The sequence below is a fragment of the Christiangramia fulva genome (assembly GCF_003024155.1).
Lineage (GTDB): Bacteria > Bacteroidota > Bacteroidia > Flavobacteriales > Flavobacteriaceae > Christiangramia > Christiangramia fulva.
In genome coordinates, this window is record NZ_CP028136.1 from 257901 (window position 1) to 281861 (window position 23961).

Annotated in this window: 25 protein-coding genes; 19 read left to right on the forward strand and 6 right to left on the reverse strand. The window is 39.9% G+C overall.

What is annotated here, in order from left to right; translation table 11 throughout:
- Positions 1-36 precede the first annotated feature (36 nt).
- Positions 37-2400 carry a glycoside hydrolase family 95 protein gene (locus C7S20_RS01215; RefSeq protein WP_107010776.1) on the forward strand — a complete coding sequence of 788 codons (2364 nt, stop codon included), beginning with the start codon at positions 37-39 and terminating at the stop codon, positions 2398-2400.
- 107 nt (positions 2401-2507) lie between these two features.
- Here C7S20_RS01215 and C7S20_RS01220 read toward each other — a convergent pair whose 3' ends face one another.
- Positions 2508-3440 (reverse strand): YihY/virulence factor BrkB family protein, encoded by a 933-nt coding sequence (locus tag C7S20_RS01220; protein WP_107010777.1) that lies wholly within the window; start codon positions 3438-3440, stop codon positions 2508-2510.
- Positions 3441-3676: 236 nt separating this feature from the next.
- Here C7S20_RS01220 and C7S20_RS01225 point away from each other — a divergent pair, with 236 nt between their 5' ends.
- From C7S20_RS01225 to C7S20_RS01235, 3 genes are read left to right on the forward strand one after another with little or no spacing between them, the layout of a single operon-like run.
- Complete coding sequence (locus C7S20_RS01225; RefSeq protein WP_107010778.1) at positions 3677-3961, forward strand: rhodanese-like domain-containing protein; 285 nt, start codon at positions 3677-3679, stop codon at positions 3959-3961.
- A gap of 2 nt (positions 3962-3963) precedes the next feature.
- Entirely contained in the window at positions 3964-4275 is a 312-nt protein-coding gene (locus C7S20_RS01230; protein ID WP_107010779.1) for a rhodanese-like domain-containing protein, read from the forward strand.
- On the forward strand, positions 4272-4463 hold the full coding sequence (locus C7S20_RS01235; RefSeq protein WP_107010780.1) for a hypothetical protein: 192 nt from the start codon (positions 4272-4274) through the stop codon (positions 4461-4463). The genes C7S20_RS01230 and C7S20_RS01235 overlap by 4 nt, the downstream gene beginning before the upstream one ends.
- An 84-nt stretch (positions 4464-4547) precedes the next feature.
- Here the strand turns inward: C7S20_RS01235 and C7S20_RS01240 are convergent, their stop codons facing one another.
- Positions 4548-4967 carry an SRPBCC domain-containing protein gene (locus C7S20_RS01240; protein WP_107010781.1) on the reverse strand — a complete coding sequence of 140 codons (420 nt, stop codon included), beginning with the start codon at positions 4965-4967 and terminating at the stop codon, positions 4548-4550.
- Positions 4968-4997: 30 nt separating this feature from the next.
- Complete coding sequence (locus C7S20_RS01245) at positions 4998-5786, reverse strand: SDR family NAD(P)-dependent oxidoreductase (protein WP_107010782.1); 789 nt, start codon at positions 5784-5786, stop codon at positions 4998-5000.
- Positions 5787-5987: 201 nt separating this feature from the next.
- On the opposite strand from C7S20_RS01245, the gene C7S20_RS01250 reads away from it, so the two are divergent.
- From C7S20_RS01250 to C7S20_RS01275, 6 genes are all read left to right on the forward strand, one after another.
- Positions 5988-7511, forward strand: a complete 1524-nt coding sequence (locus tag C7S20_RS01250; protein WP_107010783.1) for an FMN-binding glutamate synthase family protein — start codon at positions 5988-5990, stop codon at positions 7509-7511.
- Between the two features lie 197 nt (positions 7512-7708).
- Positions 7709-8743 carry an acyltransferase family protein gene (locus tag C7S20_RS19935; RefSeq protein WP_107010784.1) on the forward strand — a complete coding sequence of 345 codons (1035 nt, stop codon included), beginning with the start codon at positions 7709-7711 and terminating at the stop codon, positions 8741-8743.
- Between the two features lie 90 nt (positions 8744-8833).
- Positions 8834-9454 (forward strand): TetR/AcrR family transcriptional regulator, encoded by a 621-nt coding sequence (locus C7S20_RS01260; protein ID WP_107010785.1) that lies wholly within the window; start codon positions 8834-8836, stop codon positions 9452-9454.
- Positions 9444-10757, forward strand: coding sequence for a TolC family protein (locus C7S20_RS01265; RefSeq protein WP_107010786.1), 1314 nt, complete (start codon positions 9444-9446; stop codon positions 10755-10757). Before C7S20_RS01260 ends, C7S20_RS01265 begins: the two co-directional genes overlap by 11 nt.
- 12 nt (positions 10758-10769) lie before the next feature.
- Complete coding sequence (locus tag C7S20_RS01270; protein ID WP_107010787.1) at positions 10770-11852, forward strand: HlyD family secretion protein; 1083 nt, start codon at positions 10770-10772, stop codon at positions 11850-11852.
- 4 nt (positions 11853-11856) lie between these two features.
- A complete protein-coding gene (locus C7S20_RS01275; RefSeq protein WP_107010788.1) occupies positions 11857-13425 on the forward strand; it encodes an MDR family MFS transporter in 1569 nt (522 codons plus the stop codon).
- Between the two features lie 73 nt (positions 13426-13498).
- On the opposite strand, the gene C7S20_RS01280 is transcribed toward C7S20_RS01275, so the two are convergent.
- The 3 genes from C7S20_RS01280 to C7S20_RS01290 form a co-directional block, all read right to left on the reverse strand.
- A complete protein-coding gene (locus C7S20_RS01280; RefSeq protein WP_107010789.1) occupies positions 13499-14185 on the reverse strand; it encodes an outer membrane beta-barrel protein in 687 nt (228 codons plus the stop codon).
- Positions 14186-14345: 160 nt separating this feature from the next.
- Complete coding sequence (locus C7S20_RS01285) at positions 14346-15605, reverse strand: S8 family serine peptidase (RefSeq protein ID WP_107010790.1); 1260 nt, start codon at positions 15603-15605, stop codon at positions 14346-14348.
- A gap of 154 nt (positions 15606-15759) precedes the next feature.
- Complete coding sequence (locus tag C7S20_RS01290; protein WP_107014048.1) at positions 15760-16074, reverse strand: rhodanese-like domain-containing protein; 315 nt, start codon at positions 16072-16074, stop codon at positions 15760-15762.
- Between the two features lie 141 nt (positions 16075-16215).
- Between C7S20_RS01290 and C7S20_RS01295 the strand changes: the two genes are divergently transcribed.
- The 9 genes from C7S20_RS01295 to trpB all read left to right on the forward strand — a co-directional run bounded on the left by C7S20_RS01295 (position 16216) and on the right by trpB (position 23834).
- Complete coding sequence (locus C7S20_RS01295) at positions 16216-16668, forward strand: MarR family winged helix-turn-helix transcriptional regulator (protein ID WP_107010791.1); 453 nt, start codon at positions 16216-16218, stop codon at positions 16666-16668.
- The gene (locus C7S20_RS01300) at positions 16652-17305 is read left to right on the forward strand and encodes an NAD(P)H-dependent oxidoreductase (protein WP_107010792.1); all 654 of its coding nucleotides are present in this window, start codon (positions 16652-16654) and stop codon (positions 17303-17305) included. The genes C7S20_RS01295 and C7S20_RS01300 overlap by 17 nt, the downstream gene beginning before the upstream one ends.
- Positions 17306-17321: 16 nt before the next feature.
- Positions 17322-17894 carry a YceI family protein gene (locus C7S20_RS01305; protein ID WP_107010793.1) on the forward strand — a complete coding sequence of 191 codons (573 nt, stop codon included), beginning with the start codon at positions 17322-17324 and terminating at the stop codon, positions 17892-17894.
- Positions 17895-18116: 222 nt separating this feature from the next.
- Positions 18117-19511, forward strand: coding sequence for an anthranilate synthase component I family protein (locus C7S20_RS01310; protein WP_107010794.1), 1395 nt, complete (start codon positions 18117-18119; stop codon positions 19509-19511).
- Positions 19508-20122, forward strand: a complete 615-nt coding sequence (locus C7S20_RS01315) for an anthranilate synthase component II (protein ID WP_107010795.1) — start codon at positions 19508-19510, stop codon at positions 20120-20122. Before C7S20_RS01310 ends, C7S20_RS01315 begins: the two co-directional genes overlap by 4 nt.
- Positions 20123-20150: 28 nt before the next feature.
- On the forward strand, positions 20151-21146 hold the full coding sequence (trpD, locus tag C7S20_RS01320; protein WP_107010796.1) for an anthranilate phosphoribosyltransferase: 996 nt from the start codon (positions 20151-20153) through the stop codon (positions 21144-21146).
- Positions 21146-21943, forward strand: coding sequence for an indole-3-glycerol phosphate synthase TrpC (gene trpC / locus C7S20_RS01325; protein ID WP_107010797.1), 798 nt, complete (start codon positions 21146-21148; stop codon positions 21941-21943). The genes trpD and trpC overlap by 1 nt, the downstream gene beginning before the upstream one ends.
- Positions 21940-22653, forward strand: a complete 714-nt coding sequence (locus C7S20_RS01330) for a phosphoribosylanthranilate isomerase (protein WP_107010798.1) — start codon at positions 21940-21942, stop codon at positions 22651-22653. The genes trpC and C7S20_RS01330 overlap by 4 nt, the downstream gene beginning before the upstream one ends.
- A complete protein-coding gene (trpB, locus tag C7S20_RS01335) occupies positions 22653-23834 on the forward strand; it encodes a tryptophan synthase subunit beta (protein ID WP_107010799.1) in 1182 nt (393 codons plus the stop codon). Before C7S20_RS01330 ends, trpB begins: the two co-directional genes overlap by 1 nt.
- Positions 23835-23961: the final 127 nt, after the last annotated feature.

Here is a 23961-nt window from a genome sequence, read left to right on the forward strand (position 1 = left end):
TTTATCAGTGCCCCTGATCTTTACAATATCGAAATTATGAAATACCCGATATTTTTAGTTCTATATTTTGTACTGAACTTTTTTACAGGTTTCGGTCAGCAGCCAAATTCCAAAAAGGATCTATTGTGGTATGAATCTCCCGCTGAAAACTGGGATAATGCACTTCCTGTTGGGAATGGAAGACTTGGCGCTATGGTTTTTGGAGATCCAGTAAATGAGCGAATTCAGTTGAATGAAGATTCCATGTGGCCGGGTGGACCGGAATGGGGAAATAGTAAGGGGACTCCAAAAGACCTGGCTCAGATAAGAGAATTAATTAGAGAGGGCAGGGTACATCTTGCCGACAGTTTGATTGTAGAAAAATTCTCGTATAAAGGAGTAACGAGATCACACCAGACCATGGGTGATCTTTTTATAAATTACAAGAACAATGATATTAGTGATTACCGGCGCAGTCTGGATATAAGCACGGGGATTGCAAGGTCATCCTGGAAAATTAATGGCCATACGGTTTCGCAAGAGGTTTTTGCTTCTGCTCCCGATGAGGTTCTGGTTGTGAAAATCGCTACAGATTTACCTCAGGGAATAGATTTCAGTCTTAAAATAAGCCGTCCTGATGATCATGGCCACCCTACCGTTTCTGTTTCTTCTTCTCAGAATAATCTCCTTAAAATGAATGGAATGGTAACGCAATTCGGAGGAGCCAAAGGTTCAAAACCTTTCATTATTGACCATGGGGTAAAGTTTGAAACCATTTTAAAAGCTAAAGTCGAACAGGGTAGCATGGAAGCCGGAAAAGACTCCTTAAGTTTTCAGAATGTACACGAAGCAGTCATTTACATTGTATGTAACACTTCTTTTTATCACAAGGATTTCGCAGCCCAAAACCAAAAAACACTTCAAAGTTTAGAAAATAAAAATTACACAGAAATACTTTCCCGCCATCTAAAAGAGTATCAAAAATATTTCAACCGGGTTTCTTTGGATCTGGGAGGTCACGAACTGGATACCCTTTCCACTAAACAACGATTAAAACTTGTTAAAGAAGGGACGCAGGATCCAGATCTTACGGCGAAATTATTCCAGTATGGACGCTATTTGTTAATCTCCAGTTCCCGTCCCGGCACCAATCCTGCCAATCTGCAGGGTATTTGGAATGAACATATTGAAGCTCCCTGGAACGCTGATTACCATTTGAATATCAACCTGCAGATGAATTACTGGCCCGCCGGTCCAACAAACCTGAGCGAAATGCACGAACCTCTTTTCGATTTCCTTGACAGGTTAACAGTAAGAGGAAAGAAGCTTGCACAGGAACAATACGGAATGAATGGCGCGGTAGCTCACCAGGCAACAGATCTCTGGGCTGCACCATGGATGAGGGCCGAAAAACCTTATTGGGGCTCATGGATACATGGTGGAGGCTGGATTGTAAGACAGTATTGGGATCATTTTCAATTTACGCAGGACACGGTTTTTCTGCGCGAAAGAGCTTATCCTGCTTTGAAAGCCTATGCAGAATTTTATGCGGACTGGCTTACGGAAGATGAAAGAGATTCTACCTTAATATCTTATCCCGAAACTTCTCCTGAAAATTCATATATCGCGCCGGATGGTAAAAGTGCCGCGGTGTCCAGAGGAAATGCCATGGGCCACCAGATCATTGCGGAAGTTTTTCAGAATACACTATCAGCTGCCAGTATTCTAGGAATATCAAATGATTTTACACAGGAAATATCACAAAAATTAAAGCGTCTTCATCCAGGAATTAAAATAGCATCTGATGGCAGGATAATGGAATGGGACCGGGAATATAAAGAGCCTGAAAAGGGACATCGTCACATCTCCCATCTCTATGCACTCTATCCTGGTAATGCCATTAGCATGGAAAATCCGGAGCTATTTGAGGCTGCCAGAAAAACTATTGAATACCGGCTGGATCACGGAGGAGCCGGACCGGGCTGGAGCCGGGCCTGGATTATAAATTTCTATGCCCGTCTTCAGGATCCGGAAGCCTGCTATAAACACATCCAGATATTTAAGGAACATTCTATTTATCCAAATTTGCTGGATATACATCCTCCCTTTCAAATTGATGGTAATTTTGGCTTCACTGCCGGCCTTGCCGAAATGCTGTTACAATCACACGAGGGATTTTTAAGAATACTTCCCGCCTTGCCAAAAGAATGGACAAATGGTGAGATAAACGGTCTAAAAGCCCGTGGTAATATTAGAGTAGATATCTCCTGGAAAAATGCCGAACTTGATTTACTAACTCTGGCTTCAGAAACTGATAAAAAAATAAATTTGAAATACAGAGGTCTGGAAAGGGAAATTGAATTGAAATCAGACCAGGTGCTCCATTTAAATAAAGATTTAAATGTAGTCAATCAGGAATGATAGTAATTTGAATTTAAATCTTCAGAAGAAGTGTATTATTTCAGAATAGTTATCGCCATTTGACGAATTAATAAGATTTAAAAAGCAGTCTTGATTCTATCAAAATTTCAGCGTAAATCCTGAAGCTCTTCCTTATTTTTCCTGGTTTTATAAGAAGCTTCACGATCTGGATCACCATCTACATAATCAACTATTTCAGAATTTATCTCGGCACCAAGAATAATAATAAAACTGGTAATATAAAGCCAAAGCAGCATAACCACCACGGCCGAAACCGAGCCGTAAATTTCTCCATAGCTGCCAAAATGACTAACATAAAAGGAAAATCCCCAGGAGGCCAGCAGCCAGATAATGGTTGAAAAAAGAGCTCCGAAAACCACCCATCTGAATTTTGGCCGGGGCCGGTAAGGAGCATGCTGATAGACCAGGCATAGAAAAAAAGTGACTATTAGCGCAAGTACGGGCCAGCGCATCCATGATATCAAATTTTCAATATTTGAAGGTAAATTAAGATGGCTTATCATTGCAGGAAATCCTACGATCAGTGCAAGGCTTAAAGCCAATAAAACGGTTCCGAAGAGGGTGAAGATAAAAGCCAGCAGCACCTGCCTGAAAAAACCCCGGTCGTTAACGGTATCATAGGCAATATCTATTCCTTTAAAAAGTGATTTTGTTCCTTTATTGGCACTCCAGATACTAAATATCAAACCGATAATCGTACTCACTCCTAAAGAACTTGAATAGGTTTGGATGAAATTTTCGATTCTTCGCTGAAGAATTTGAAAGGCTTCTTCCGGCATCATAGAAGATATTTGCCTAAGTTGCTGTTCTATCTCATGAGGATCGGTGGTAAGGCCATAGATAGAGATCAAGGCCATGATCGCCGGGAAAATCGCCAGAAAAGCATAAAAAGCAACACCTGAAATCAATCCCACATAATCGGCACCAATTTCATTTTTTACTTCAAGTAAAATTTCTTTCCATCCCGAAAAAGGAATTTTCAAAGGATTATGTATCCTTTTATTTCCCTTCTTTTTCATATCCGGTTCAATGATTCTTTTAATAATTTCAAATTACTTATTTTATTAAAAGTATTTCAGCGCCACATGCTAAATGATTGTTAAGGCATCTTCTGGGGGAATTGTCATTTTCCTTTCTGAATTAAAACCTAAGTAGTTTCGTCCTTTAGTCTAAAAAATCATCTTTGTAACAAAAGTCACTGTAAGAGCTTTTTTCCTGTTTTATTTTTGCTTCGTTTTAATTAGAAAATGAAGAAATGAATATTGAAGAACTTATTAAAGAAAATAAAGGTACTGTGGTTGATGTGCGTACTCCAGCTGAATTTAACGGAGGCCACGTTGCAGGATCCCAAAATATTCCTTTGAATGAAATACCTTTGAGAATAGATGAATTGGAAGCTATGGAATCGCCACTTATTCTATGTTGCGCTTCGGGAATGAGAAGTGAACAGGCTAAGAATTATCTCGGCCTCAAAAACATTGAATGTGTTAATGCCGGCTCCTGGTTAACCGTAAATTTTCATCAATCCAAATCGGCTTAGGTATGTTTAAATTTTTAAAGAAATTATTCGGAGAAGGTACAGATTATTCTCAACTGGTAAAGAACGGGGCTGTGATCGTGGATGTACGCACAAAACAGGAATTTGCTTCCGGGCATATTAAGGGCTCGAAAAACATTCCGCTGGATAGCCTCTCAGGAAACCTGAACAAATTAAAAAACAGGAACCAAAGCATCATCACCTGTTGTGCTTCGGGCATGAGAAGTGCTTCAGCAAAACAGATCCTCAAATCCCGCGGCTACCAAAACGTATATAATGGCGGCGGCTGGACCAGTCTTAAAAACAAAATACAATGAAAGAGCGACTTCTAAAAAACTGGACCTGGCTTCGCGTAATCTATCTCGGTCTCGGGATCGCGGTTATTATTCAATCTGCTTTAAATGAGCAGTGGTGGGGAATTTTACTGGGAGCCTATGTTGGTTTTATGGGATTGTTCTCGTTTGGGTGTGCTTCGGGAAATTGCCAGATCGATTCTGAAAAGTAAAATTCTCTTCAGATTGTAAATAATTATTCAAAGCGGTGAGCCAGGACTCGCCGCTTTTTATTTTTTTAAAAAAAGAATTTATAATCAAACTTCTGATTCTACATATTTTTTGAAATTATCAAGAATCACCTGCCAGCCATTTTTCTGCATTTTAGCCGAATTCATTTTTTCTGTTTCAAAAGTTTCTTCAATTAAGGTTGCATCTCCTTTCTCCTCAAATTTTATTTCTACCTCGCGCATATCGTCAAGAATGTATTTCAGAAATTTCGGGTAGATCACTTTTTTATACGTTCCCTGAAAATCAAAGGCAGCACTTCCATCTTTGGCTTCCATTCGGTAAACAAATTTTCCGCCTTCCTTTAAATCATTAGTGGCACTGGGAGTGACCCAGTTATCACTGGCATTATTCCAGCTTTTTATGTGTTCGGGCTGCGTCCAACACTCCCAAACCTTTTCAACAGGACGGTTTACTTTTATATTTACGGTTATCGTATCTTTTTTCATCTTTAATGGTTTTTCTTCCACAAAATTTTCTCACATCGATCGATGATTTTCCGTGCGTTCTCTCATGCTTTCGTAATTCTGTTTTGACAATTCATCCATCTTTTTAGGATCATTAAAATTGAGCTCTATTTGTTTTTTTCGTTGCTCTCCGCCAAGGATTACGTTAATCTCATTTTCCTCCATTCCTTTTAAAGTTGCTTCTGCAACCTCTTCAGGGGTATCCATCTCACCTACTTTGGCATTTTTCATCATATTGGTATCGGTCGTAGTTGGATAAACGGTCATAATATGAAGCGGATAATCAAGTAATTCGCGTCGCAAAGAATCTGAAAATTGCCTTACTGCAGCCTTGGTGGCAGCATACACACTGTAAAATGGCATTCCTATATAACCCAATCCGGAAGAAATATTTATTATTGCGCCTTCTTTGCTTTTTTTAAGCAACGCCAAACTCTTTTTGGTAAGCAAGATCAAACCAGTGAGATTGATGTTTATTTGATTGATAATATCTTCATCACTGATGTCCTGCAGTAAACCTGCGCTCACCACACCTGCATTATTTACCAGGATATCCAGGCCACCCATCGATTCTTCAACAAGCCTGACGATCTTATCAAGATCTACCTTTTTAGAAACATCACCCGTAATAATGGTGAAATTAGCACCCGGAAATTCTTTTTTTAATTCTTCCAGGGGCTCCTTTTTTCTTCCCACCACGGCAAAACTGGTTGCGCCACGATCTACGAATTGTTTCAAAATAGATTTTCCTATTCCCGATCCCGCACCGGTTATCAGTATTTTTTTGTTCTTGTAATGCATATTCTGTATTTAAATTTTCCCCATTAAGTTAATTATGCCTGTGGAAAAATGGCCAGATTTTGTTTTTAATTAACTTTTTTTCTCGGCTTAAATTGAAAGTCTATCCAAAATAAATATCCAAGAAAGCTTTCGTAAAACTTTATACTTCTAGCTTTTCGAATTAACTTGCTGAAACTATTACTCAATATTGTTCTTTAATTAATGAGAGAAGCTATAAAATTCACCTTCATCGCCCTCTTTATTGTCGGCGTTATCATTTGTATTATTATTTGGCCTAAATACGGTTTTTCCGCCCTGGCACTTCTACTTTTCGGAATTGGTATTTACGATCTTGTCCAAAAAAAACATACTATTCTAAGAAATTTCCCCGTCATTGGCCATATGCGCTACCTTCTGGAAATGCTGGGGCCGGAAATTCATCAGTATTTTGTTGAAAATGATACCGATGGAACTCCAATAGATCGCAATCACCGTGGCTACATTTACGAAAGAGCGAAACATCAAAATGAAACGCATCCTTTTGGTACGGAATTGAATGTTGAAGAGGAAAATTATAAATGGATGCAGCACAGCATTTATCCTGCTGAAAAGCTGGATACCCCGCCCCGTGTTCAAATTGGCGGACCGGATTGCAAACATCCATATTCCGCCAGCCTTTTTAATATCTCGGCAATGAGTTTTGGAGCGTTGAGCAGCAACGCAGTTGAAGCGCTTAATCTTGGTGCCAGGGCCGGAAATTTCTTTCACGACACCGGGGAAGGCGGTATTTCACCCTATCATCGAAAAGGAGGTGATCTTGTTTACGAAGTGGGAACAGGTTATTTTGGCTGTCGTACCGATGATGGCAGATTTGATCCCGGGCTTTTTAAAGAAAAAGCAGCCTATCCCGAAGTCAAAATGATCGAATTGAAAATTTCCCAGGGAGCAAAACCCGGGCATGGCGGAGTTCTTCCGGCGGCAAAGAACAATGAAGAAATTGCCAAAATAAGGGGTGTGAAACCGCATACAAAAATTCTTTCACCTCCGGGACATAAAGAATTTAGTGACGCTGAAGGTTTGCTGAAGTTTATAAAGAAAATGAGAGACCTCTCCGACGGTAAACCTATAGGATTCAAACTCTGTATTGGCAGTCGGAAAGAATTCACTGACATCTGCGAAAAAATGGTTGAAACCGGCATTAAACCAGATTTCATAACCGTGGATGGATCAGAAGGCGGAACAGGGGCAGCGCCAATAGATTTTTCCAATTATGTGGGTATGCCCTGGGAAAAAGCATTGGTTTTTGTCGTGGACACGCTGAATGCTTATGACCTTAAAAAAGACATCAAGGTTCTTACAGCAACAAAGATTTTCACTGCTTTTGATGTTTTTAAAGCTTTTTGTATAGGAGCCGATGTGTGTAATTCAGCAAGAGGAATGATGCTCGCTCTCGGTTGTATTCAGGCCTTAAGGTGTGACACCAATAAATGTCCCACAGGAATTACCTCAAACAAAGCCAGCCTGCGAAGAGGACTTGTGGTAGCCGATAAATGGAAAAGGGTCAGAAATTATCACCAGGAAATTCTAAATGATTTTCTTGAACTTTTTGCGGCGGCAGGATGTTCTTCTTTACAAGAATTGGATCGCAATCTTATTTATAAAAGGGTCGGGAAGGAATTAAAGACTTACGAGGAACTTTATCCAACTATGCCGGCTGGTTCCGCATTAAAACAGCATATAAGTTAAAAATTCAGGGAAAACCCTCGTATACTAATATTTTGAGAAAGCTTAATTTTATTTTTCCAAAGTTTTGGTTTTAAGGGTATAAAAATCTCTTAATCTACCCTTAAACTAATCAACCAAAAAGGGATAGTAATCACTGTCCCTTTTTTCTTTCGCTTCAAAAGAATTACTTTTAACTTCAATATTCGCATGAAATTTAAATGGAATTTAAATCCTCAAAAAATGAGATCAATCGGATTTCTGGTCTTGACAGTTTAAGATTTCTGGCTTTCCTCTTTGTCTTTTTATTTCATACTGCCTCTTATTTTTCGTTCGGTTTTTTAGGTGTGGACTTCTTTTTTGTTTTATCAAGTTTCCTGTTGACATTTCTCGCTTTAAAGGAAATTGAAAAGACAGGTGGTTTTTCACAAAGGAATTTTTTTATTAGAAGGGCACTACGGATTTTCCCGCTTTATTACCTTCTTATCAGTCTGAGTTTTTTGTTACTTCCTGTTATACTTGGGCTTTTCAAAATGACTGTAACCCTACCTGAACATCCTTTTTTATTCTGGACTTTTCTAGGAAATTATGATCGAAGCGATTTTTTTATGCCCTTGAAATTTTTCTGGTCTATTGCTGTGGAAGAACAATTTTATCTTCTATTTCTAATTTTAAGCCTATTTTTTAGAAAATACCTGTTATGGATAATTGGAGGCTTACTTACGTTTTATTTAGCATACATTTTTCTGGATCAAATTTTCTTAACCAATGATTATAAAACGGTTTTTTACCACTTTGCAAATTTTAGTTGTGGCATGGCCGGGGGATATTTATTCTTTAAAAAAAGAAACAGTATAAAATTATGGCTGCCAGCCTTTTTAATCCTTTTTCCGTTAGTATTTATCTCATTTCAAATTCCCTCACTTTTTAATCTTGCACTATCCTGTTGGTTCGTCAGCCTTATTTTTGTTAGTTGGAAATTATCTTTTTTCATTAAGAAAAATTGGTTATTTAGGTGTAGTGAATATTTGGGAAAATTTACCTATGGCCTTTATGTCTATAGTGGATTTGTGATCATATTTTATAAAAAAATTGAAATTTTTGATTCCAAAGCCTTAACGGTAGCAGCTATGTTAGTGACCACTTTTTTAATTTCCTTTTTTTCTTATCATTTCTTTGAAAAACATTTTCTACATCTAAAAAAGAAATTCCGTTCGGGAAAATTATCCCTACACTATAGATTCTCCAGAAAATAAAAAGCAAGGAGCTTGACAAAAGTTAAAATTTATTTAAACAAACGTTTAATTTAAACATTTGTTTAATTTTGCAGCCGCATTTGAAAAATTATGGAATTGAACGAAAAACAAATTCAGATTTTGGAAGTGGCTGAAAAGCTGTTTGCCGAAAACGGATTTGACGGTACTTCAGTAAGGCAGATAGCCGGGCATGCCGACATTAATGTTGCCATGATTTCTTATTATTTCGGCTCTAAAGAAAAGTTGCTTGCCGCACTGCTGCTCTATCGCACTTCCGATTTTCGCATCCAGATAGAATCGGTGCTTTCAGAAGAAATGGGATATTTAGAAAAAGTAGACGCTATTGTTGAACTTATTATTAGAAGAATTCACCGCAACCGCAGAGTCTACAAGATCATTCATTTTGAATATTCAAACCTCAGCCGTAAGCTTGATTTTGCCAATTATATAGAAAGAAAAAAAGAAAATTTTTCCCTCATAGAGCGATTTGTAAAAGAAGGCCAGGAAAAAGGAGTGTTTTCTAAAAACATTAATATACAGTTGATCGGCCCTACCATTTTAGGCACCTATTTCAACTTCTATTATAATAAACGCTTTTTTCAGGCAATGCACGGCCTGGATCCGGAAACTTCTTTTGAGGAATACATTTTTAACGTGATAACGCCACACATTCAAAACACCATTAAAGCCCTTTTAACTTATGAGATTTAAGTTCATTTTATCACTTATTCTGCTATCAACAGTTTCAATTTTCGCGCAGGAAAGAGATTTAAGCCTTCAGGAAGCAGTAGAACTGGCCCTGACCCACAGCCAGGAAATCAAAATAGCCGAATCGCAGGTAAATACCGCCGCCAGTCAGCTTAAAGTCACGAAAGATAATATTTATCCCGATTTCGATATTTCAGGACAATATGCTTATCTCACGAATGCTGATGTAAATTTGAAAATAAACACAGGTAACGGCAATTCTGATAATAGTTCAGATCAACCCGGTGAATCCCCAAAAGTAAACCAGTTAATGCTGGGCCAGGCGAACCTTAATTTGCCTCTTTTTGCCGGATTTAAACTGAAAAATTCTGTTGACCTCAGTCAGAACAGTCTAGAGGCTGCTAAGTCGAATTTCAGGAACGACCAGGAAAAGGTCACCTTGCAAACCATTCAGAATTATTTGAATTTATACAAAGCCACCAGGGCGGTCGATCTTCTGCAGGAAAGCCTTAAAAGCGCACAACGACGTGTAAAAGATTTTACAGCCATGGAGAATAATGGAATTTTGGCACGTAATGATCTGTTAAAATCCCAGCTTCAGGAAGACAATACCCGACTGAGCCTCAAAGAAGCTGAGAAAAATGTTGAAATTCTGAATTTCCAACTTGTGACCTTACTCGGCCTTCCGGAAGAAACCAAAATTACAGTAGAAAATATAGGTGTAGTCAATCCTGTTTCAGTTTTGAGTCCCGATGCCAGCCGCAGTGATCTGGAAGCCCTGCAATATCAGGAGAAAGCTGCTGAAAGCGCCGTGAAAGTTGCAAAGGGAAATTATTTTCCTTCCATAGGCCTTTCAGCCGGGTACATTGCGCTGGACCTTCAGAATGCGCTAACGGTATCTAATGCGATGAATTTTGGTGTAGGCATCAAGTATAATTTTGCGAGCCTTTTCAAAAACAAACATGAAGTAGATGTTGCAAAAAGTAAAGCCGAAGAACTACAGCATCGCATCGAATCGGTTTCAGACCAGATAAAAATTCAGATCAAAAAAGCCGAAAAGGACTATCAGCTCGCGCTTGAAAAATTTGATGTCTATAAAAAGTCAGAAACCCAGGCGGTGGAAAATTACCGAATTGTAAAAGACAAGTATGATAACGGGCTTATGGATACCAATGATCTTTTAGAGGCCGACGTGGAACAGCTTCAGACGAAGATCAACCTGGCCTATGCAAAAGCCGATATTACCCAAAAATACTATGAGCTGTTGAGAGCTCAGGGAAATTTGACCAACTCTTTCACTAAGTAAACTAAGAAAAAAATGGAACAGAAAAAGAAAACAAATAAGAAATTCATCATGATCATTTCGACCCTGGTGGGTATCGGATTAATTTATGGTGGGTACAAATATTTTCATTCACTTTCACACGAAGAAACTGATGACGCACAGATTGAAGCTAACATGAGTGCCATTATTCCTCATGTAGGTGGATATGTTGAAAAGGTTTTTGTCGAGGATAATGAAAAAGTGCAAAAAGGGGATACGCTTTTTATTATCGACGATCGCGATTATAATGTGCAGCTACAAAAAGCCATGGCAAGCCTTGCTGCGGCAGAAAGCCAACTTAATGTAGCGAAGGCAAGTATAGGATCCTATCAGGCCAACGCGGCGGCTTCAAACGCCCAGGTGAACACGGCCACCCAAAGTATAGAAAATGCCAAAATTGGATTATGGCGTGCTGAAAATGATTATAAAAGATTTAAAAATCTATATAAAAACCATTCCATTACCGAGCAGCAATATGAGCAGGCTTTGGCTGCCAAACAGCAGGCCGAAAAAAATCTTGAAATTTTAAAGAATCAGGAAAAAGCTTCTGCAAGCCAAAGGAATGCCGCTGAATCGCAAACTGAAATTTCAGAAAAACAGGTCTCAGTAGCCGAAGCGAATCTGAAAAGCGCGCAGGCAGCGGTTGATGCTGCGCAATTAAATCTTGATTATACCGTGGTGACCGCTCCTATTGACGGGCAACTTTCAGAAGTTGATATACAGCCCGGACAATTTGTACAGCCCGGTCAGGCTCTTTTTTATCTGGTGAACACCGATAAAAAATGGGTGGTTGCCAATTTCAAGGAAACCCAGCTGGATAAAATGGAACTCGGACAAAAAGTCGAAATTGATGTGGATGCTTACCCAGGTATGGAACTCGAAGGAACAGTTAGCGCGTTTTCACCGGCTACCGGTGCCAGATTTTCCCTTTTACCCCCTGACAACGCAACAGGAAACTTCGTGAAAACCGTCCAGAGAGTGCCGGTAAAAATTGATTTATCGAAGTCTAATGACCCTGAAAAACTGAAGAAATTACGTTCAGGAATGAACGTAGAAGTAGACGTACACTTAAACTAATAAAATGCAGCAGGAAGAAAACAGCCTGGTAGAATATGGTTTTAGAAGGGTAATTATTACAGTTACCGCAATCATGTGTGCTCTTCTTGAGATCATAGACACCACCATTGTAAATGTTGCGCTTAATGATATGCGGGGAAGCCTTGGTGCTACTCTTACTGATATCGCCTGGGTGATCACCGCTTATGCGATCGCCAATGTGATCATTATCCCCATGACAAGCTGGCTTTCCAAGCAATTTGGCCGGCGAAATTATTTTGCTGCGTCGATTATCCTTTTTACTGTTGCTTCTTTCCTTTGCGGAAATGCGACAAACATTTGGGAGCTTGTTCTTTTCAGATTTATCCAGGGTATGGGAGGAGGTGCCTTACTGGTAACGGCTCAAACGATCATTACTGAAAGTTATCCGGTGGCAAAAAGAGGTATGGCCCAGGCTATCTACGGAATGGGAGTTATTGTAGGGCCTACTCTTGGTCCTCCTTTGGGAGGCTATATTGTAGACCATTTTTCCTGGCCTTATATTTTCTATATCAATATTCCTATCGGAATCATTGCCACTGCTTTAACGATTGCTTTTGTGCGTAGTCCGAAGTATGGAGAAAAACTGAAAGCCTATCAGGTGGACTGGTGGGGAATTATCTTACTGGCCTCCTTCATTGGTTCTTTACAATTTGTTCTGGAACACGGGCAGCAGGATGATTGGTTCCAGGATTCGCTTATTCTTACACTAAGCCTGGTTTCCCTTTTCGGATTTATTCTTTTCATTTGGAGGGAGCTGGTTTATGAACATCCTATTGTGAACCTGAGGGTGCTTCGGGATGGAAACCTGCGTATTGGAACCATTCTCACTTTTATCTTAGGATTTGGTCTTTTTGGATCTACTTTTATAATTCCCATTTATACACAGTCTATTCTGGGATGGACGGCGACAGACGCCGGTTTACTATTGATACCAAGTTCGATTACCACGGGATTGATGATGCCGATCATCGGAAAATTACTGGAAAGAGGAATTTCCCATAAATATCTTGCAGCAGCAGGTTTCGCCATCTTCTTTCTTTACAGTTTATGGATGTATACCCTTATGACTCCCGACACAGGTTCTGAACTGATGTTTTGGCCGCTGGTAGTGCGGGGTGTGGGACTTGGACTGTTGTTTGTGCCCATTACCACCTTATCCCTTTCCACTTTACACGGAAAGGATATTGGCGACGGCGCTGCCTTTACCGGTATGATGCGACAGTTAGGAGGTTCCTTTGGAATTGCGATTATCACTACCATGATATCGCGGCTGAATCAACAGCATCGGGTGGACCTAATTCCAAATATTAGCGGGATCAGTTTTAAGGTACAGCAGCGAATCGAAGGTTTAAAGCAAATGTTCATGAGCAAAGGTTTCAGTGCAAATGAAGCCCTGGATAGGGCACACGAAGTTTTGAATATGAGTATTTTAAAACAAAGTACCGTTCTATCTTATATGGATATTTTCTTATACCTGGGACTTTTGTTCTTGTGCTGTGTACCTTTTGTTTTAATGATCAATAAGAAAAAACAGAACAGGGCTTTAAACTAAAAAGCATTTCAATTGATAAAAAAGAGGCTGTCCTTTCGAACAGCCTCTTTTGATTTTTATGTAAAAGGAAGTTTTAGAAATAACAGCCTCCGCCACGCCTTCTGCCTCCATTCGCTTCACTATCAAATATTTTCAAGCTAAGACTTAGGAGAATCTGATTAAGGCGCGTATCATCAAAACGCGCACGGTTTATTCCATAATCGCTGTTGACGATATCTATATCCATAGATTCTGCGGTTGCCAAAGACCTGTCATATCGCAGGTCAATTTCCAATCTACCCAATCTGGCTTTAATTCCCGCCTGGGCGGCGAGTGGAGTATTTTGAGCGACTATTACCTGGTCTGGGGGTTCGGTGCCTTCCAAAGAAGAATCCAGAGTATTTTGATAGGCAGGGCCGGCATAAATATCTATGGGTCCCCAAATATTATATCCAAATAATAATGGAACACTAATTTTACTCACCGAATAAACAGAGGTTGCCTTAGGAAAAGGAAATTCAGTTTCCATGGAACTATAGATAAATTCGGGACGAAGAAGGAATTTCTTATATCTTAATTCGAAGAAAGCTCCGCCGTGAAAGCCAATTTTTGGATCGGCTTCAACAGTCCCGTCGAAATAAAGTCCATTAGAACTTATCCCCGTTATCTGTCCACCCATGACATAATTCGCTCCTGCTTTTATTCCGAAACTGAACTCCTGGGCATGAGTTATTGATACAAGGAATAATCCAACGATAAGTAGATAGTAAGATTTGTTCATAATTATAGAAACTAGCTCTTTTATTCGGGTTAAATATATCAATTAAATAAAATAATAAAAGAGACGCGCTTATGTTTTTAACGCAAAAATTGCCTTTTGAGTATATGACAATAAAAAAGCACCAAAAATTATGGTGCTTTTTACGATTGTTTTCCTGATTTTATTGGTGATAAATTATAGGATCTGCATATCCTACACCTCCATTTTTAGTTCCATCTGGGTCCCCGCTTACTGTTCCATCTGAAGACGGATTTCCCCACAATAGCACTCCGGCAGCATGTGGTGCAGCCATGGAAGTACCACTAATGGTATTATACCCCCCATCTTTCCAGCAGGACAGAATATTTACTCCGGGAGCACAGTAATCAATTGGCGGATTTCCATAATTTGAAAAGTAAGCGTATACATCCTTATTATCCATTGCAGAAATGGTATAAATATTAGTTCCGTTAGCTCTGGCAGGAGAATGATTATTTGCATCATCGGTTTCATTACCTGCTGCAAGGGCAAATTTTACCCCAGTTGCAGCTGCATCTTTTACCGCCTGGTCAAGCGCATCTGACACAGGTCCTCCTAGCGACATGTTAGCTACGTCTCCAGAATTCCCGTTTCCAGCAACCCAGTCAACACCGGCAATCACACCTGAGTAAGATCCGCTACCTCGACTATCCAGAACTTTTACAGGAATTACAGTAGCTCCGGCAGCAACTCCCACAACACCTACTCCATTGTCGATCGCTGCTATGGTACCGGAAACATGTGTTCCGTGACCATTACCATCATCTAAAGATTTAGAATCTCTTCCAGAGGTAAAGGCATTGAAACCTCTGCTCGCATCTACATTCAGGTCTTCGTGATCTAAATCGATACCAGTATCTATAATCCATGCCACATGGCTTCCCGTGTAGGTAGCTCCACCATTTACACGGGTTATTCCATATGGTTTCTGTTGCCCGGAACTTCCCCCTGTTCCACCACCTCCTCCGCTACACGGATTCATAGGGGTTCCACAAGGAGGAGCTAAAACAACAAGCCTGTCCTTTTCAACATATGAAACTTCTTTTCGTTTGCTAAGCATATCAGCTTGTTTAGCATCCATTTTTAAAAGCGCACCATTGATGGTTTTACTGTATACAGAAAGTATTTCAGCATTAATTCCGGCATCCTGTATCATTAGTGCCGTCTTAGATTTCACAAGTTCTTGTGATTTACTATAATTTGCCATTGCCTTGGCTTCATTTCCTGTTACATTGGTATTAAAAACAACAATATATTGTCCAGGAATAATATCCGGATCGGAAATAGCTTCTGCCGGAGTAGATTTATTGACTACCGTTTCGGTCGGTTCCTGACTACAAGAAACTATGAGAGTGGATGTAAACACAGCAACCACTAGCATTTTCAGCGAGTTCAATTTCATTTTAGAAAAGTTTTAGTTAAAAAAAGTTAATAGATCGTTTAAATGTAAGTTTTATTAGATAAAATGCAAATTTTTTAACTTTATCTTTCAAATTTTCAAAAAAAAAACCGCCTCTTTTGAGAGGCGGCTCTTTGGAAAATATTAATTTCTAACTTTAGTCTTCAATTGTTTCTCCTTCCCATTCAGAGAAACCACCTAATAAATTATAGGTTTCTTCAAAACCCATTTGGTCTAACAGGGAACAGGCCTGAGCACTTCTTTTTCCCGAGCGGCAATAAATATAATAATGTTTTGATTTGTCCAGTTTTTCCACTTCATTGATAAAACCCTGGCCCTTATAAATATCGATATTCTTTGCTTCAGGAATGTAACCTTCGTCAACTTCTTCCTGAGTACGAACGTCAAGAATTACGGCTTTTTCATCTTCTTGCAGCTTTTTTTGCCATTCTTCCTGGCTTAGATCTTTCATAGTATTAAGTAATTTATGGTTGTTTGCTCCGTAAAGATAACCGATTTTTTTCTCCTCCCTCCTCTCTATAAAATTTAACAGAATTTTTAAACACATGACTCTTGTATATATTATATTTGTATATACAATTGTTGTACTGACATGAATATTGAAGAATATATTAAAACAAGCGATAAACTGCCCGAATCCAGAAAATTGGTGTTAAACCTTATTGTAACGGCTAACTATATAAGCGAAAAAATCGCTGAAGCCCTCAAGCCTTATGGTGTAAGTAATCAGCAGTTTAATGTTTTAAGGATTCTCAGGGGTCAGAAGGGAAAACCGGCGAACCTCTGCACCATTCAGGAAAGAATGGTAAGCAAGATGAGCAATACGACAAGATTAGTAGACAAACTGGTAGATAAAGGGCTAAGCGAAAGAATTGTATGCCCTTCAAACAGACGAAAAGTGGAGATCAGGATTACCGAAAAGGGTCTTGACCTGCTGTCTCAAATAGATGCTGTGATCGACGAGGTCGAAAATGACTTCGCGAACAAAATAAATGAAAAAGAAAAAGAATCACTAAACCTAAAACTCAATGAACTTAGAAGTTAAAAACAAGAGTGCCTATATTGAAAATCTTTACTGGCGCTATGCCACCAAGAAATTTAATACTGCAAAGGAAGTACAGGAAAAAGACTTTGAAAAAATCCTGGAAAGCTTGCAATTATCTGCTTCTTCTTATGGTCTTCAACCCTATGAAATATTCGTTATTAAAGATCAGGAAACAAGGGAGAAACTAAGAACTGCCGCATGGAACCAGTCCCAGATTACCGATTCTTCCTATTTGATCGTTTTTGCCAATTACAGCAAAATTGAAGAATCGCATATCGATAATTACCTCGATAATATTGCAAAAACCCGGAAAAAATCAAGAGAAGATCTTGCAGGCATGGAAAAGATGTTGAAAAACACCATTCTGGCAATGAGTGCAGAAGAGCAACAGATCTGGGCATCGAAACAAACCTATATAGCTTTGGGAAATTTATTATCTGCAACAGCTAACTTCAGAATCGATGCCTGCCCTATGGAAGGTTTCGATAATAAACTATTCGATGAAATCCTTGGATTGGATAAAATGAATCTGACTTCTTCGGTGATCGCCACCATTGGCTACCGAAGTGAAGACGATTTACTTCAATATCAGGAGAAAGTAAGAAAAAACAGGGCAGACCTGTTTCATTTTATATAATTCAAAAAAAGCGACTATGAAAAGCAAATTTTTAAAAGGCGGAATTGCCTCAGTAATTCTATTAACAACTGTAGCATTTACTTCAACAAAAAGAGAAGTTAGAGTTGAAGAAAGCACCATAGAATGGACCGGTGAAAAAGTAACCGGCTCCCATAACGGAACCATCAAACTTCAAAAAGGACATTTTATTTTTGAAGATGATGAAATAGTTGGCGGAGAATTCATTATGGACATGAGTTCAATTAAAGTTACCGACCTTGAAGGTGAATACAGGCAAAAACTGGAAGGGCATTTAAAATCTGAAGATTTCTTCGGGGTTGAGAAATATCCTACTGCCAAACTGGTGATCACCAACGCTGCCAAAAAAGCTAATAATGTATACGGTATTGTTGGAGATCTAACCATTAAGGAAGAAACACATCCCGTAACCTTTGATCTTAAGCTGAACGATGATAACACTGCGACTACTAAATTAACTATAGACCGTTCTAAATACAATGTAAGATACGGTTCTGGAAGCTTTTTCGATAACCTTGGGGACAAAACCATCTACGATAATTTTGATCTTGATGTTAACCTGAAATTGTAATGCTTAAAATCCCGGAGCCCTGCCTTCGGGATTTTTTTATTTGAAAAATGTTTGATTAGATTGAAAACGTTTCTATATTTGAAGCATGTTAGAAATAAAAAGAAATAACTGGTGGTGGAACAACTTACGTCTGAAATCGTGAGCTGATTTGCCATTCCTGATATAAAAATCTAAGGCTTGTCTCACGACAAGCCTTTTTTCATTTAAAATGACATCTTAAAAATGTTCAAATTAAACACCAAATACAAAAAGATCCTTGCCGACACTACCACGCCGGTGAGCATTTATTTAAAACTCCGCGATCGCTATCCCAACAGCCTTCTTCTTGAAAGTAGCGACTATCACGCCAGCGACAATAGTTTTTCGTACATCTGTTGCAATCCCATCGCTTCTTTTAAGCTTGAAAATGGGGAAATAACCGAAACTTTTCCTGACGGAAGTAAAAAAGTCTCTACTCCAGGCGAGCATGCATCAGTTCCTGAAGCCATTCAACAGTTTTCTTCAAATTTTGAAACCGATGAATCTCCCTTCAAATTCATAAACAATGGGATCTTCGGCTATATCGCTTATGACGCGGTTACCTATTTTGAAAAAGTCGATATCGCCAAAAAGGAAAAAGATCTGGATATTCCTGACATTTTTTACGCGGTCTATCAGAACATCATCGCGATCAATCATTTTAAAAATGAAGCCTATATTTTCGACCATAGTTATAAAAATGAAGACAGGATAGATGAAATTGAACAACTCCTGAAGGTTAAGAATTTCGCTTCCTATAATTTCACCAGCGAAGGCACAACTACCTCAAACCTCACCGACCACGAATACCTTAATATGGTAAAAATGGCAAAGGAGCATTGTCATCGAGGCGACGTTTTTCAGCTTGTACTTTCCAGAAGGTTTTCCCAGAGATTTAAAGGAGACGAATTCAATGTATATCGCGCTCTCCGAAATGTGAACCCCTCTCCCTATCTCTTTTATTTTGACTACGGAAACTTTAAGATCTTCGGAAGCTCTCCCGAAGCACAACTCATTGTTCAGGATGGCCGGGCAGAAATTCACCCCATTGCCGGCACTTTTAAAAGAACTGGGAATGATGAACAGGATGCCGAACTGGCTAAAAAACTTTCGGCAGATACCAAGGAAAATTCAGAACACGTCATGCTGGTCGACCTTGCCCGGAATGATCTAAGCCGAAATGGAAGCGAGGTGAAGGTAGAAACCTATCGTGAGGTTCAGTTTTTCTCCCATGTGATCCACCTGGTGAGCAAAGTCACTGCAAAAATTGATAAAAATGCGGTCACGCCACAAATTGTAGCCGATACTTTTCCTGCTGGAACGCTCAGTGGCGCTCCAAAACCCATGGCCTTAAAACTGATTGAAAAAATTGAAAATGTAAACCGAAGTGCCTACGGCGGCGCCATTGGTTTCATGGATTTCAACGGAAATTTCAACCACGCCATCGTGATCAGGTCATTCGTAAGCAAAAACCATGAATTGCATTATCAGGCCGGTGCGGGAATCGTTTCAGAATCACAACCCGAAAACGAATTACAGGAAGTATATAACAAACTGGGCGCTCTCACCCGCGCCCTTGAAATAGCTGAAGAAATATGAAAATTTTAGTAATAGATAACTACGATTCCTTCGTGTATAACCTGGTGCACTATCTTGAGGAACTGGATTGTGAGGTGACGGTTCGTAGAAATGACCAGTTAAACCTTGAGGACGTGAAAGAATATGATAAAATTTTATTGTCCCCGGGGCCGGGAATTCCTGATGAGGCCGGACTTTTAAAACCAATTATTAAAGAATATGCCGCTACCAAAAGCATTTTGGGCGTTTGCCTCGGGATGCAGGCAATTGGTGAAGTCTTTGGCGGGAAACTTATCAATCTCGACGAGGTTTACCACGGAGTTGCTACCGGCATAGAACTTTTTGTTGATGATGAATATTTATTTGAAGGCCTTGAAAAGAACCTTCAGGTAGGCCGATATCATTCGTGGGTTGTCGAAAAAAAGTTACCAGCTTCTCTTCAGGCTACGAGTTATGATGAAAAAGGAGAAATAATGTCACTGCGACATAAAGAATTTGATGTTCGTGGCGTCCAGTTCCACCCTGAATCTGTTTTAACTCCTGAAGGAAAAAAAATGATTCAGAACTGGGTCAAAGGCCCCACACATAAACTTCCCGAAGAGGAGGATAAAAGAACCCGGGCAAACGCCTGATTTTTAAAATTTTCATTAAAAAGTAAAAATGAAAGAACTTTTAAACAGACTCATCAATCACGAAACCATAAGCCGCGAAGAAGCGAAACAGGTGATCTTTAATATTTCTGAAGGAAAATATTCTGAAATGCAGATCGCCGCTTTTCTTACCGTTTATATGATGCGCAGTGTGACCATTGAAGAACTTGAGGGTTTTCGAGATGCCCTGCTGGAATTGTGCATTCATGTAGATCTTTCAGAATTTGACCCGGTGGATCTTTGCGGGACCGGTGGCGACAGTAAAAATACTTTCAATATTTCAACTACCTCTTCATTTGTAACGGCTGGTGCGGGGGTAAAAGTGGCAAAACATGGCAATTACGGCGTTTCTTCGGTAAGCGGAAGTTCCAACGTCATGGAATCCCTAGGTATCAAATTCAGCAGCGATGAAAGTTTTCTAAAAAAATGTATCGAGGAGGCCAATATTTGCATTTTACACGCTCCGCTTTTTCATCCGGCAATGAAAAATGTGGCCCCGGTTCGAAAAGGCCTGGCCGTAAAGACCTTTTTCAATATGCTCGGCCCAATGGTGAATCCGGCTTTTCCAAAAAATCAGCTCGTGGGCGTATTCAGCCTTGAAATGGCGCGAATGTATGCGTATCTTTACCAGAACACCGATAAAAATTATACTATTTTGCACGCCCTTGATGGTTATGATGAGATTTCCCTTACGGGCGAAACAAAATGTATTCGGAATAATTCAGAAAGTATGCTGAAACCTTCAGATTTTGGTGTTTCTGAATTAAAAGCTGAAGAAATAGCCGGTGGAGGTTCTGTGGAAAGTTCCGCGGAAATACTTGTTTCCATTCTGAAAGGTGAAGGTTCCGAGGCTCAGACCAATGTGGTTTGTGCCAATGCCGGAATGGCAATCGCCACTTCCAGAAACCTGGGAGCAAAAGAAGGATTTGAACAGGCCCGGGAAGCAATTAGTAATGGAAAAGCTTACCAAAGCTTTAAAAAATTACAGGAATTAAGTAAAATTTGATGAATATTCTCGATAAAATAGTAGCTGATAAGAGGAAAGAAGTCGCACTGAAAAAGTCGTTGATTCCAGAGTCACAACTCAAAAAATCAGTTCTTTTTAACCGGAACGTGAAGTCACTGGCTGAAAGTCTGAAAAATTCCGCTTCGGGAATCATCGCCGAGCACAAACGAAGATCTCCTTCCAAAGCGGTGATCAATCAAAGCCTGAATGTTCAGGATGTGGTGAGGGGTTATGAAAATGCGGGTGCCGCTGGTATTTCTGTTTTAACGGACGGAAAATATTTCGGGGGTTCACTTGATGACCTGTTGCTGGCAAGAGCTTCGGTAAAAATTCCTATTTTGAGAAAGGAATTCATGATAGACGAATATCAGATCCTGGAGGCAAAAGCACACGGTGCCGATGCTATTTTGCTGATCGCCGCGGTACTTTCAAAAGAAGAATTACAAAAACTGGCAAATTCGGCTAAAGATCTCGGTCTCGATATTTTACTGGAAGTTCACAATGAGGAAGAACTGGAAAAATCGGCAGGAATTCCGGCAGATATGATCGGCGTAAATAACCGAAATTTAAAGACTTTTGAAGTAAGTACCGAAAACAGTAAAAAACTGGCAAAGCTTATTCCTGATGGAATCGTAAAGGTTTCGGAAAGCGGGATCAGCAATCCGGAAGTGATCTCCGATTTAAGGGATTATGGTTACGAAGGATTCCTGATCGGTGAGAATTTCATGAAAACCCAGAATCCCGGTGATGCCGCCATTCATTTTATTGAAAAACTAAAAACTGCCATAACCAGATGAAAGAAAAAACTACTAAAGAAAAAACCCTGATCACTCCCGCTTCGGGACAGAGTTCAGGCCTCAGCCTTAAGGTCTGCGGGATGCAACAGCCTGGAAATATGCTCCAGGTTGCAGAAATTGAACCTGATTATATGGGTTTTATTTTTTATGATAAAAGTCCGCGATACTTTGAAGGAGAATTGCCCGAGCTACCTCCGGAGATCAAGAAAACTGGTGTATTTGTAAACGCTTCCCTTGCTGAAATCGTAAAAAAAGTTTCAGAATATAACCTAAACGCGGTACAATTACATGGGGAAGAATCGGCGGCTTTTTGTAAAGATTTGAGGGTTCAGCTTCAAAAAATGGGAAATACACCCGAGATCATTAAAGTTTTTTCGGTGGGTGCAGATTTCAATTTTCAGGAAATTAAAGCTTTTGAAGGCATTGTAGATTATTTCCTTTTTGACACCAAAGGTGAAAATCATGGAGGTAATGGAACTCCTTTCAATTGGGAAATTTTAATGGATTATCCTTCAAATACGCCTTTCTTTTTAAGTGGAGGTATTGGCCCCGAACATGGCAGCGCTATTTCAGAACTGAAAAACCATTTCTTCAGATTAGGAAAACCCGGACTCCTTTACGCCATTGACGTAAACAGCAAATTTGAGTTAAGACCAGGCCTTAAAAAATTAAAAGAATTAAAAGATTTTAAATCTCAGATCAACATATAATGACCTATCAGGCAGATGAAAAGGGATATTACGGTGAATTTGGCGGTGCTTATATTCCCGAAATGCTTTATCCGAATGTAGAAGAATTGCGCTCGCGCTATCTGGATATCATGAAAGAGAATTCTTTTCAGAAAGAATTCAAAGAACTTCTGAAGGAATATGTGGGCCGCCCTACCCCGCTCTATTACGCGAAAAGGTTCAGTGAAAAATACGGGACCAAAGTCTATTTGAAACGGGAAGACCTATGCCATACCGGCGCTCATAAAGTGAACAATACCGTGGGGCAGATCCTGATGGCTAAAAAACTGGGTAAAAACCGAATTATCGCCGAAACCGGGGCGGGACAGCATGGTGTTGCTACCGCTACGGTTTGCGCATTGATGGGGATCGAGTGCATAGTTTATATGGGTGAGATCGATATTGAACGGCAGGCGCCGAATGTTGCCAGGATGAAAATGCTTGGTGCTAAAGTAGTTCCCGCAAAATCGGGCAGCCGAACGCTTAAAGACGCGACCAATGAAGCGATTCGGGACTGGATCAATAATCCGGTAGACACCCATTACATCATTGGTTCTGTGGTGGGACCGCATCCCTATCCCGATATGGTGGCGAGGTTTCAGAGCGTGATTTCAGAGGAAATTAAAAATCAGCTGAAGGAAAAAGAAGGCACTGAAAATCCCGATTTTGTTGTGGCTTGTGTAGGCGGAGGAAGCAATGCAGCGGGTGCTTATTTTCATTATCTCGATAACCCGGAAGTAGGAATCATTGCCGTGGAAGCTGCCGGAAAAGGAATCGATTCGGGTGAAAGCGCGGCGACCTCAGCGCTGGGAAAAGTCGGCATTATTCACGGAAGCAAAACATTGCTGATGCAAACCGGCGACGGACAGATCACTGAACCCTATTCCATTTCGGCGGGACTTGATTATCCGGGAGTCGGGCCGATGCACGCTAATCTTTTCAAAAGCGGAAGAGGAGAATTCATAAGCATTACCGATGAAGCCGCGATGAAAGCCGGACTCGAACTGGCAAAACTGGAAGGAATTATTCCCGCTATTGAAACTTCGCATGCCCTGGCTATTTTTGAGGACCGCAAATTCAAGAAAGATGATATTGTCGTGGTAAACCTTTCGGGTCGCGGAGATAAAGATTTGAACACCTATATCGATTATTTCAATTTGTAATAAAACTAATATTGTCATTCTGAACTTGTTTCAGAATCTTCAGAGACGCTGAAATAAATTCAGCGTGACGAGGGAAAAGGAGTTAGCTTCGCCGCTATGCTCCTCCCAATGACCTAAGAAAATGATA

What these genes read in the sequence shown, in the direction of transcription:
- C7S20_RS01215 (WP_107010776.1), top strand. Translation starts at nt 37, where the DNA reads ATGAAATACCCGATATTTTTAGTTCTATATTTTGTACTGAACTTTTTT.
- C7S20_RS01220 (WP_107010777.1), bottom strand. Translation starts at nt 3,440, where the DNA reads ATGAAAAAGAAGGGAAATAAAAGGATACATAATCCTTTGAAAATTCCT.
- C7S20_RS01225 (WP_107010778.1), top strand. Translation starts at nt 3,677, where the DNA reads ATGAATATTGAAGAACTTATTAAAGAAAATAAAGGTACTGTGGTTGAT.
- C7S20_RS01230 (WP_107010779.1), top strand. Translation starts at nt 3,964, where the DNA reads ATGTTTAAATTTTTAAAGAAATTATTCGGAGAAGGTACAGATTATTCT.
- C7S20_RS01235 (WP_107010780.1), top strand. Translation starts at nt 4,272, where the DNA reads ATGAAAGAGCGACTTCTAAAAAACTGGACCTGGCTTCGCGTAATCTAT.
- C7S20_RS01240 (WP_107010781.1), bottom strand. Translation starts at nt 4,967, where the DNA reads ATGAAAAAAGATACGATAACCGTAAATATAAAAGTAAACCGTCCTGTT.
- C7S20_RS01245 (WP_107010782.1), bottom strand. Translation starts at nt 5,786, where the DNA reads ATGCATTACAAGAACAAAAAAATACTGATAACCGGTGCGGGATCGGGA.
- C7S20_RS01250 (WP_107010783.1), top strand. Translation starts at nt 5,988, where the DNA reads ATGAGAGAAGCTATAAAATTCACCTTCATCGCCCTCTTTATTGTCGGC.
- C7S20_RS19935 (WP_107010784.1), top strand. Translation starts at nt 7,709, where the DNA reads ATGGAATTTAAATCCTCAAAAAATGAGATCAATCGGATTTCTGGTCTT.
- C7S20_RS01260 (WP_107010785.1), top strand. Translation starts at nt 8,834, where the DNA reads ATGGAATTGAACGAAAAACAAATTCAGATTTTGGAAGTGGCTGAAAAG.
- C7S20_RS01265 (WP_107010786.1), top strand. Translation starts at nt 9,444, where the DNA reads ATGAGATTTAAGTTCATTTTATCACTTATTCTGCTATCAACAGTTTCA.
- C7S20_RS01270 (WP_107010787.1), top strand. Translation starts at nt 10,770, where the DNA reads ATGGAACAGAAAAAGAAAACAAATAAGAAATTCATCATGATCATTTCG.
- C7S20_RS01275 (WP_107010788.1), top strand. Translation starts at nt 11,857, where the DNA reads ATGCAGCAGGAAGAAAACAGCCTGGTAGAATATGGTTTTAGAAGGGTA.
- C7S20_RS01280 (WP_107010789.1), bottom strand. Translation starts at nt 14,185, where the DNA reads ATGAACAAATCTTACTATCTACTTATCGTTGGATTATTCCTTGTATCA.
- C7S20_RS01285 (WP_107010790.1), bottom strand. Translation starts at nt 15,605, where the DNA reads ATGAAATTGAACTCGCTGAAAATGCTAGTGGTTGCTGTGTTTACATCC.
- C7S20_RS01290 (WP_107014048.1), bottom strand. Translation starts at nt 16,074, where the DNA reads ATGAAAGATCTAAGCCAGGAAGAATGGCAAAAAAAGCTGCAAGAAGAT.
- C7S20_RS01295 (WP_107010791.1), top strand. Translation starts at nt 16,216, where the DNA reads ATGAATATTGAAGAATATATTAAAACAAGCGATAAACTGCCCGAATCC.
- C7S20_RS01300 (WP_107010792.1), top strand. Translation starts at nt 16,652, where the DNA reads ATGAACTTAGAAGTTAAAAACAAGAGTGCCTATATTGAAAATCTTTAC.
- C7S20_RS01305 (WP_107010793.1), top strand. Translation starts at nt 17,322, where the DNA reads ATGAAAAGCAAATTTTTAAAAGGCGGAATTGCCTCAGTAATTCTATTA.
- C7S20_RS01310 (WP_107010794.1), top strand. Translation starts at nt 18,117, where the DNA reads ATGTTCAAATTAAACACCAAATACAAAAAGATCCTTGCCGACACTACC.
- C7S20_RS01315 (WP_107010795.1), top strand. Translation starts at nt 19,508, where the DNA reads ATGAAAATTTTAGTAATAGATAACTACGATTCCTTCGTGTATAACCTG.
- trpD (WP_107010796.1), top strand. Translation starts at nt 20,151, where the DNA reads ATGAAAGAACTTTTAAACAGACTCATCAATCACGAAACCATAAGCCGC.
- trpC (WP_107010797.1), top strand. Translation starts at nt 21,146, where the DNA reads ATGAATATTCTCGATAAAATAGTAGCTGATAAGAGGAAAGAAGTCGCA.
- C7S20_RS01330 (WP_107010798.1), top strand. Translation starts at nt 21,940, where the DNA reads ATGAAAGAAAAAACTACTAAAGAAAAAACCCTGATCACTCCCGCTTCG.
- trpB (WP_107010799.1), top strand. Translation starts at nt 22,653, where the DNA reads ATGACCTATCAGGCAGATGAAAAGGGATATTACGGTGAATTTGGCGGT.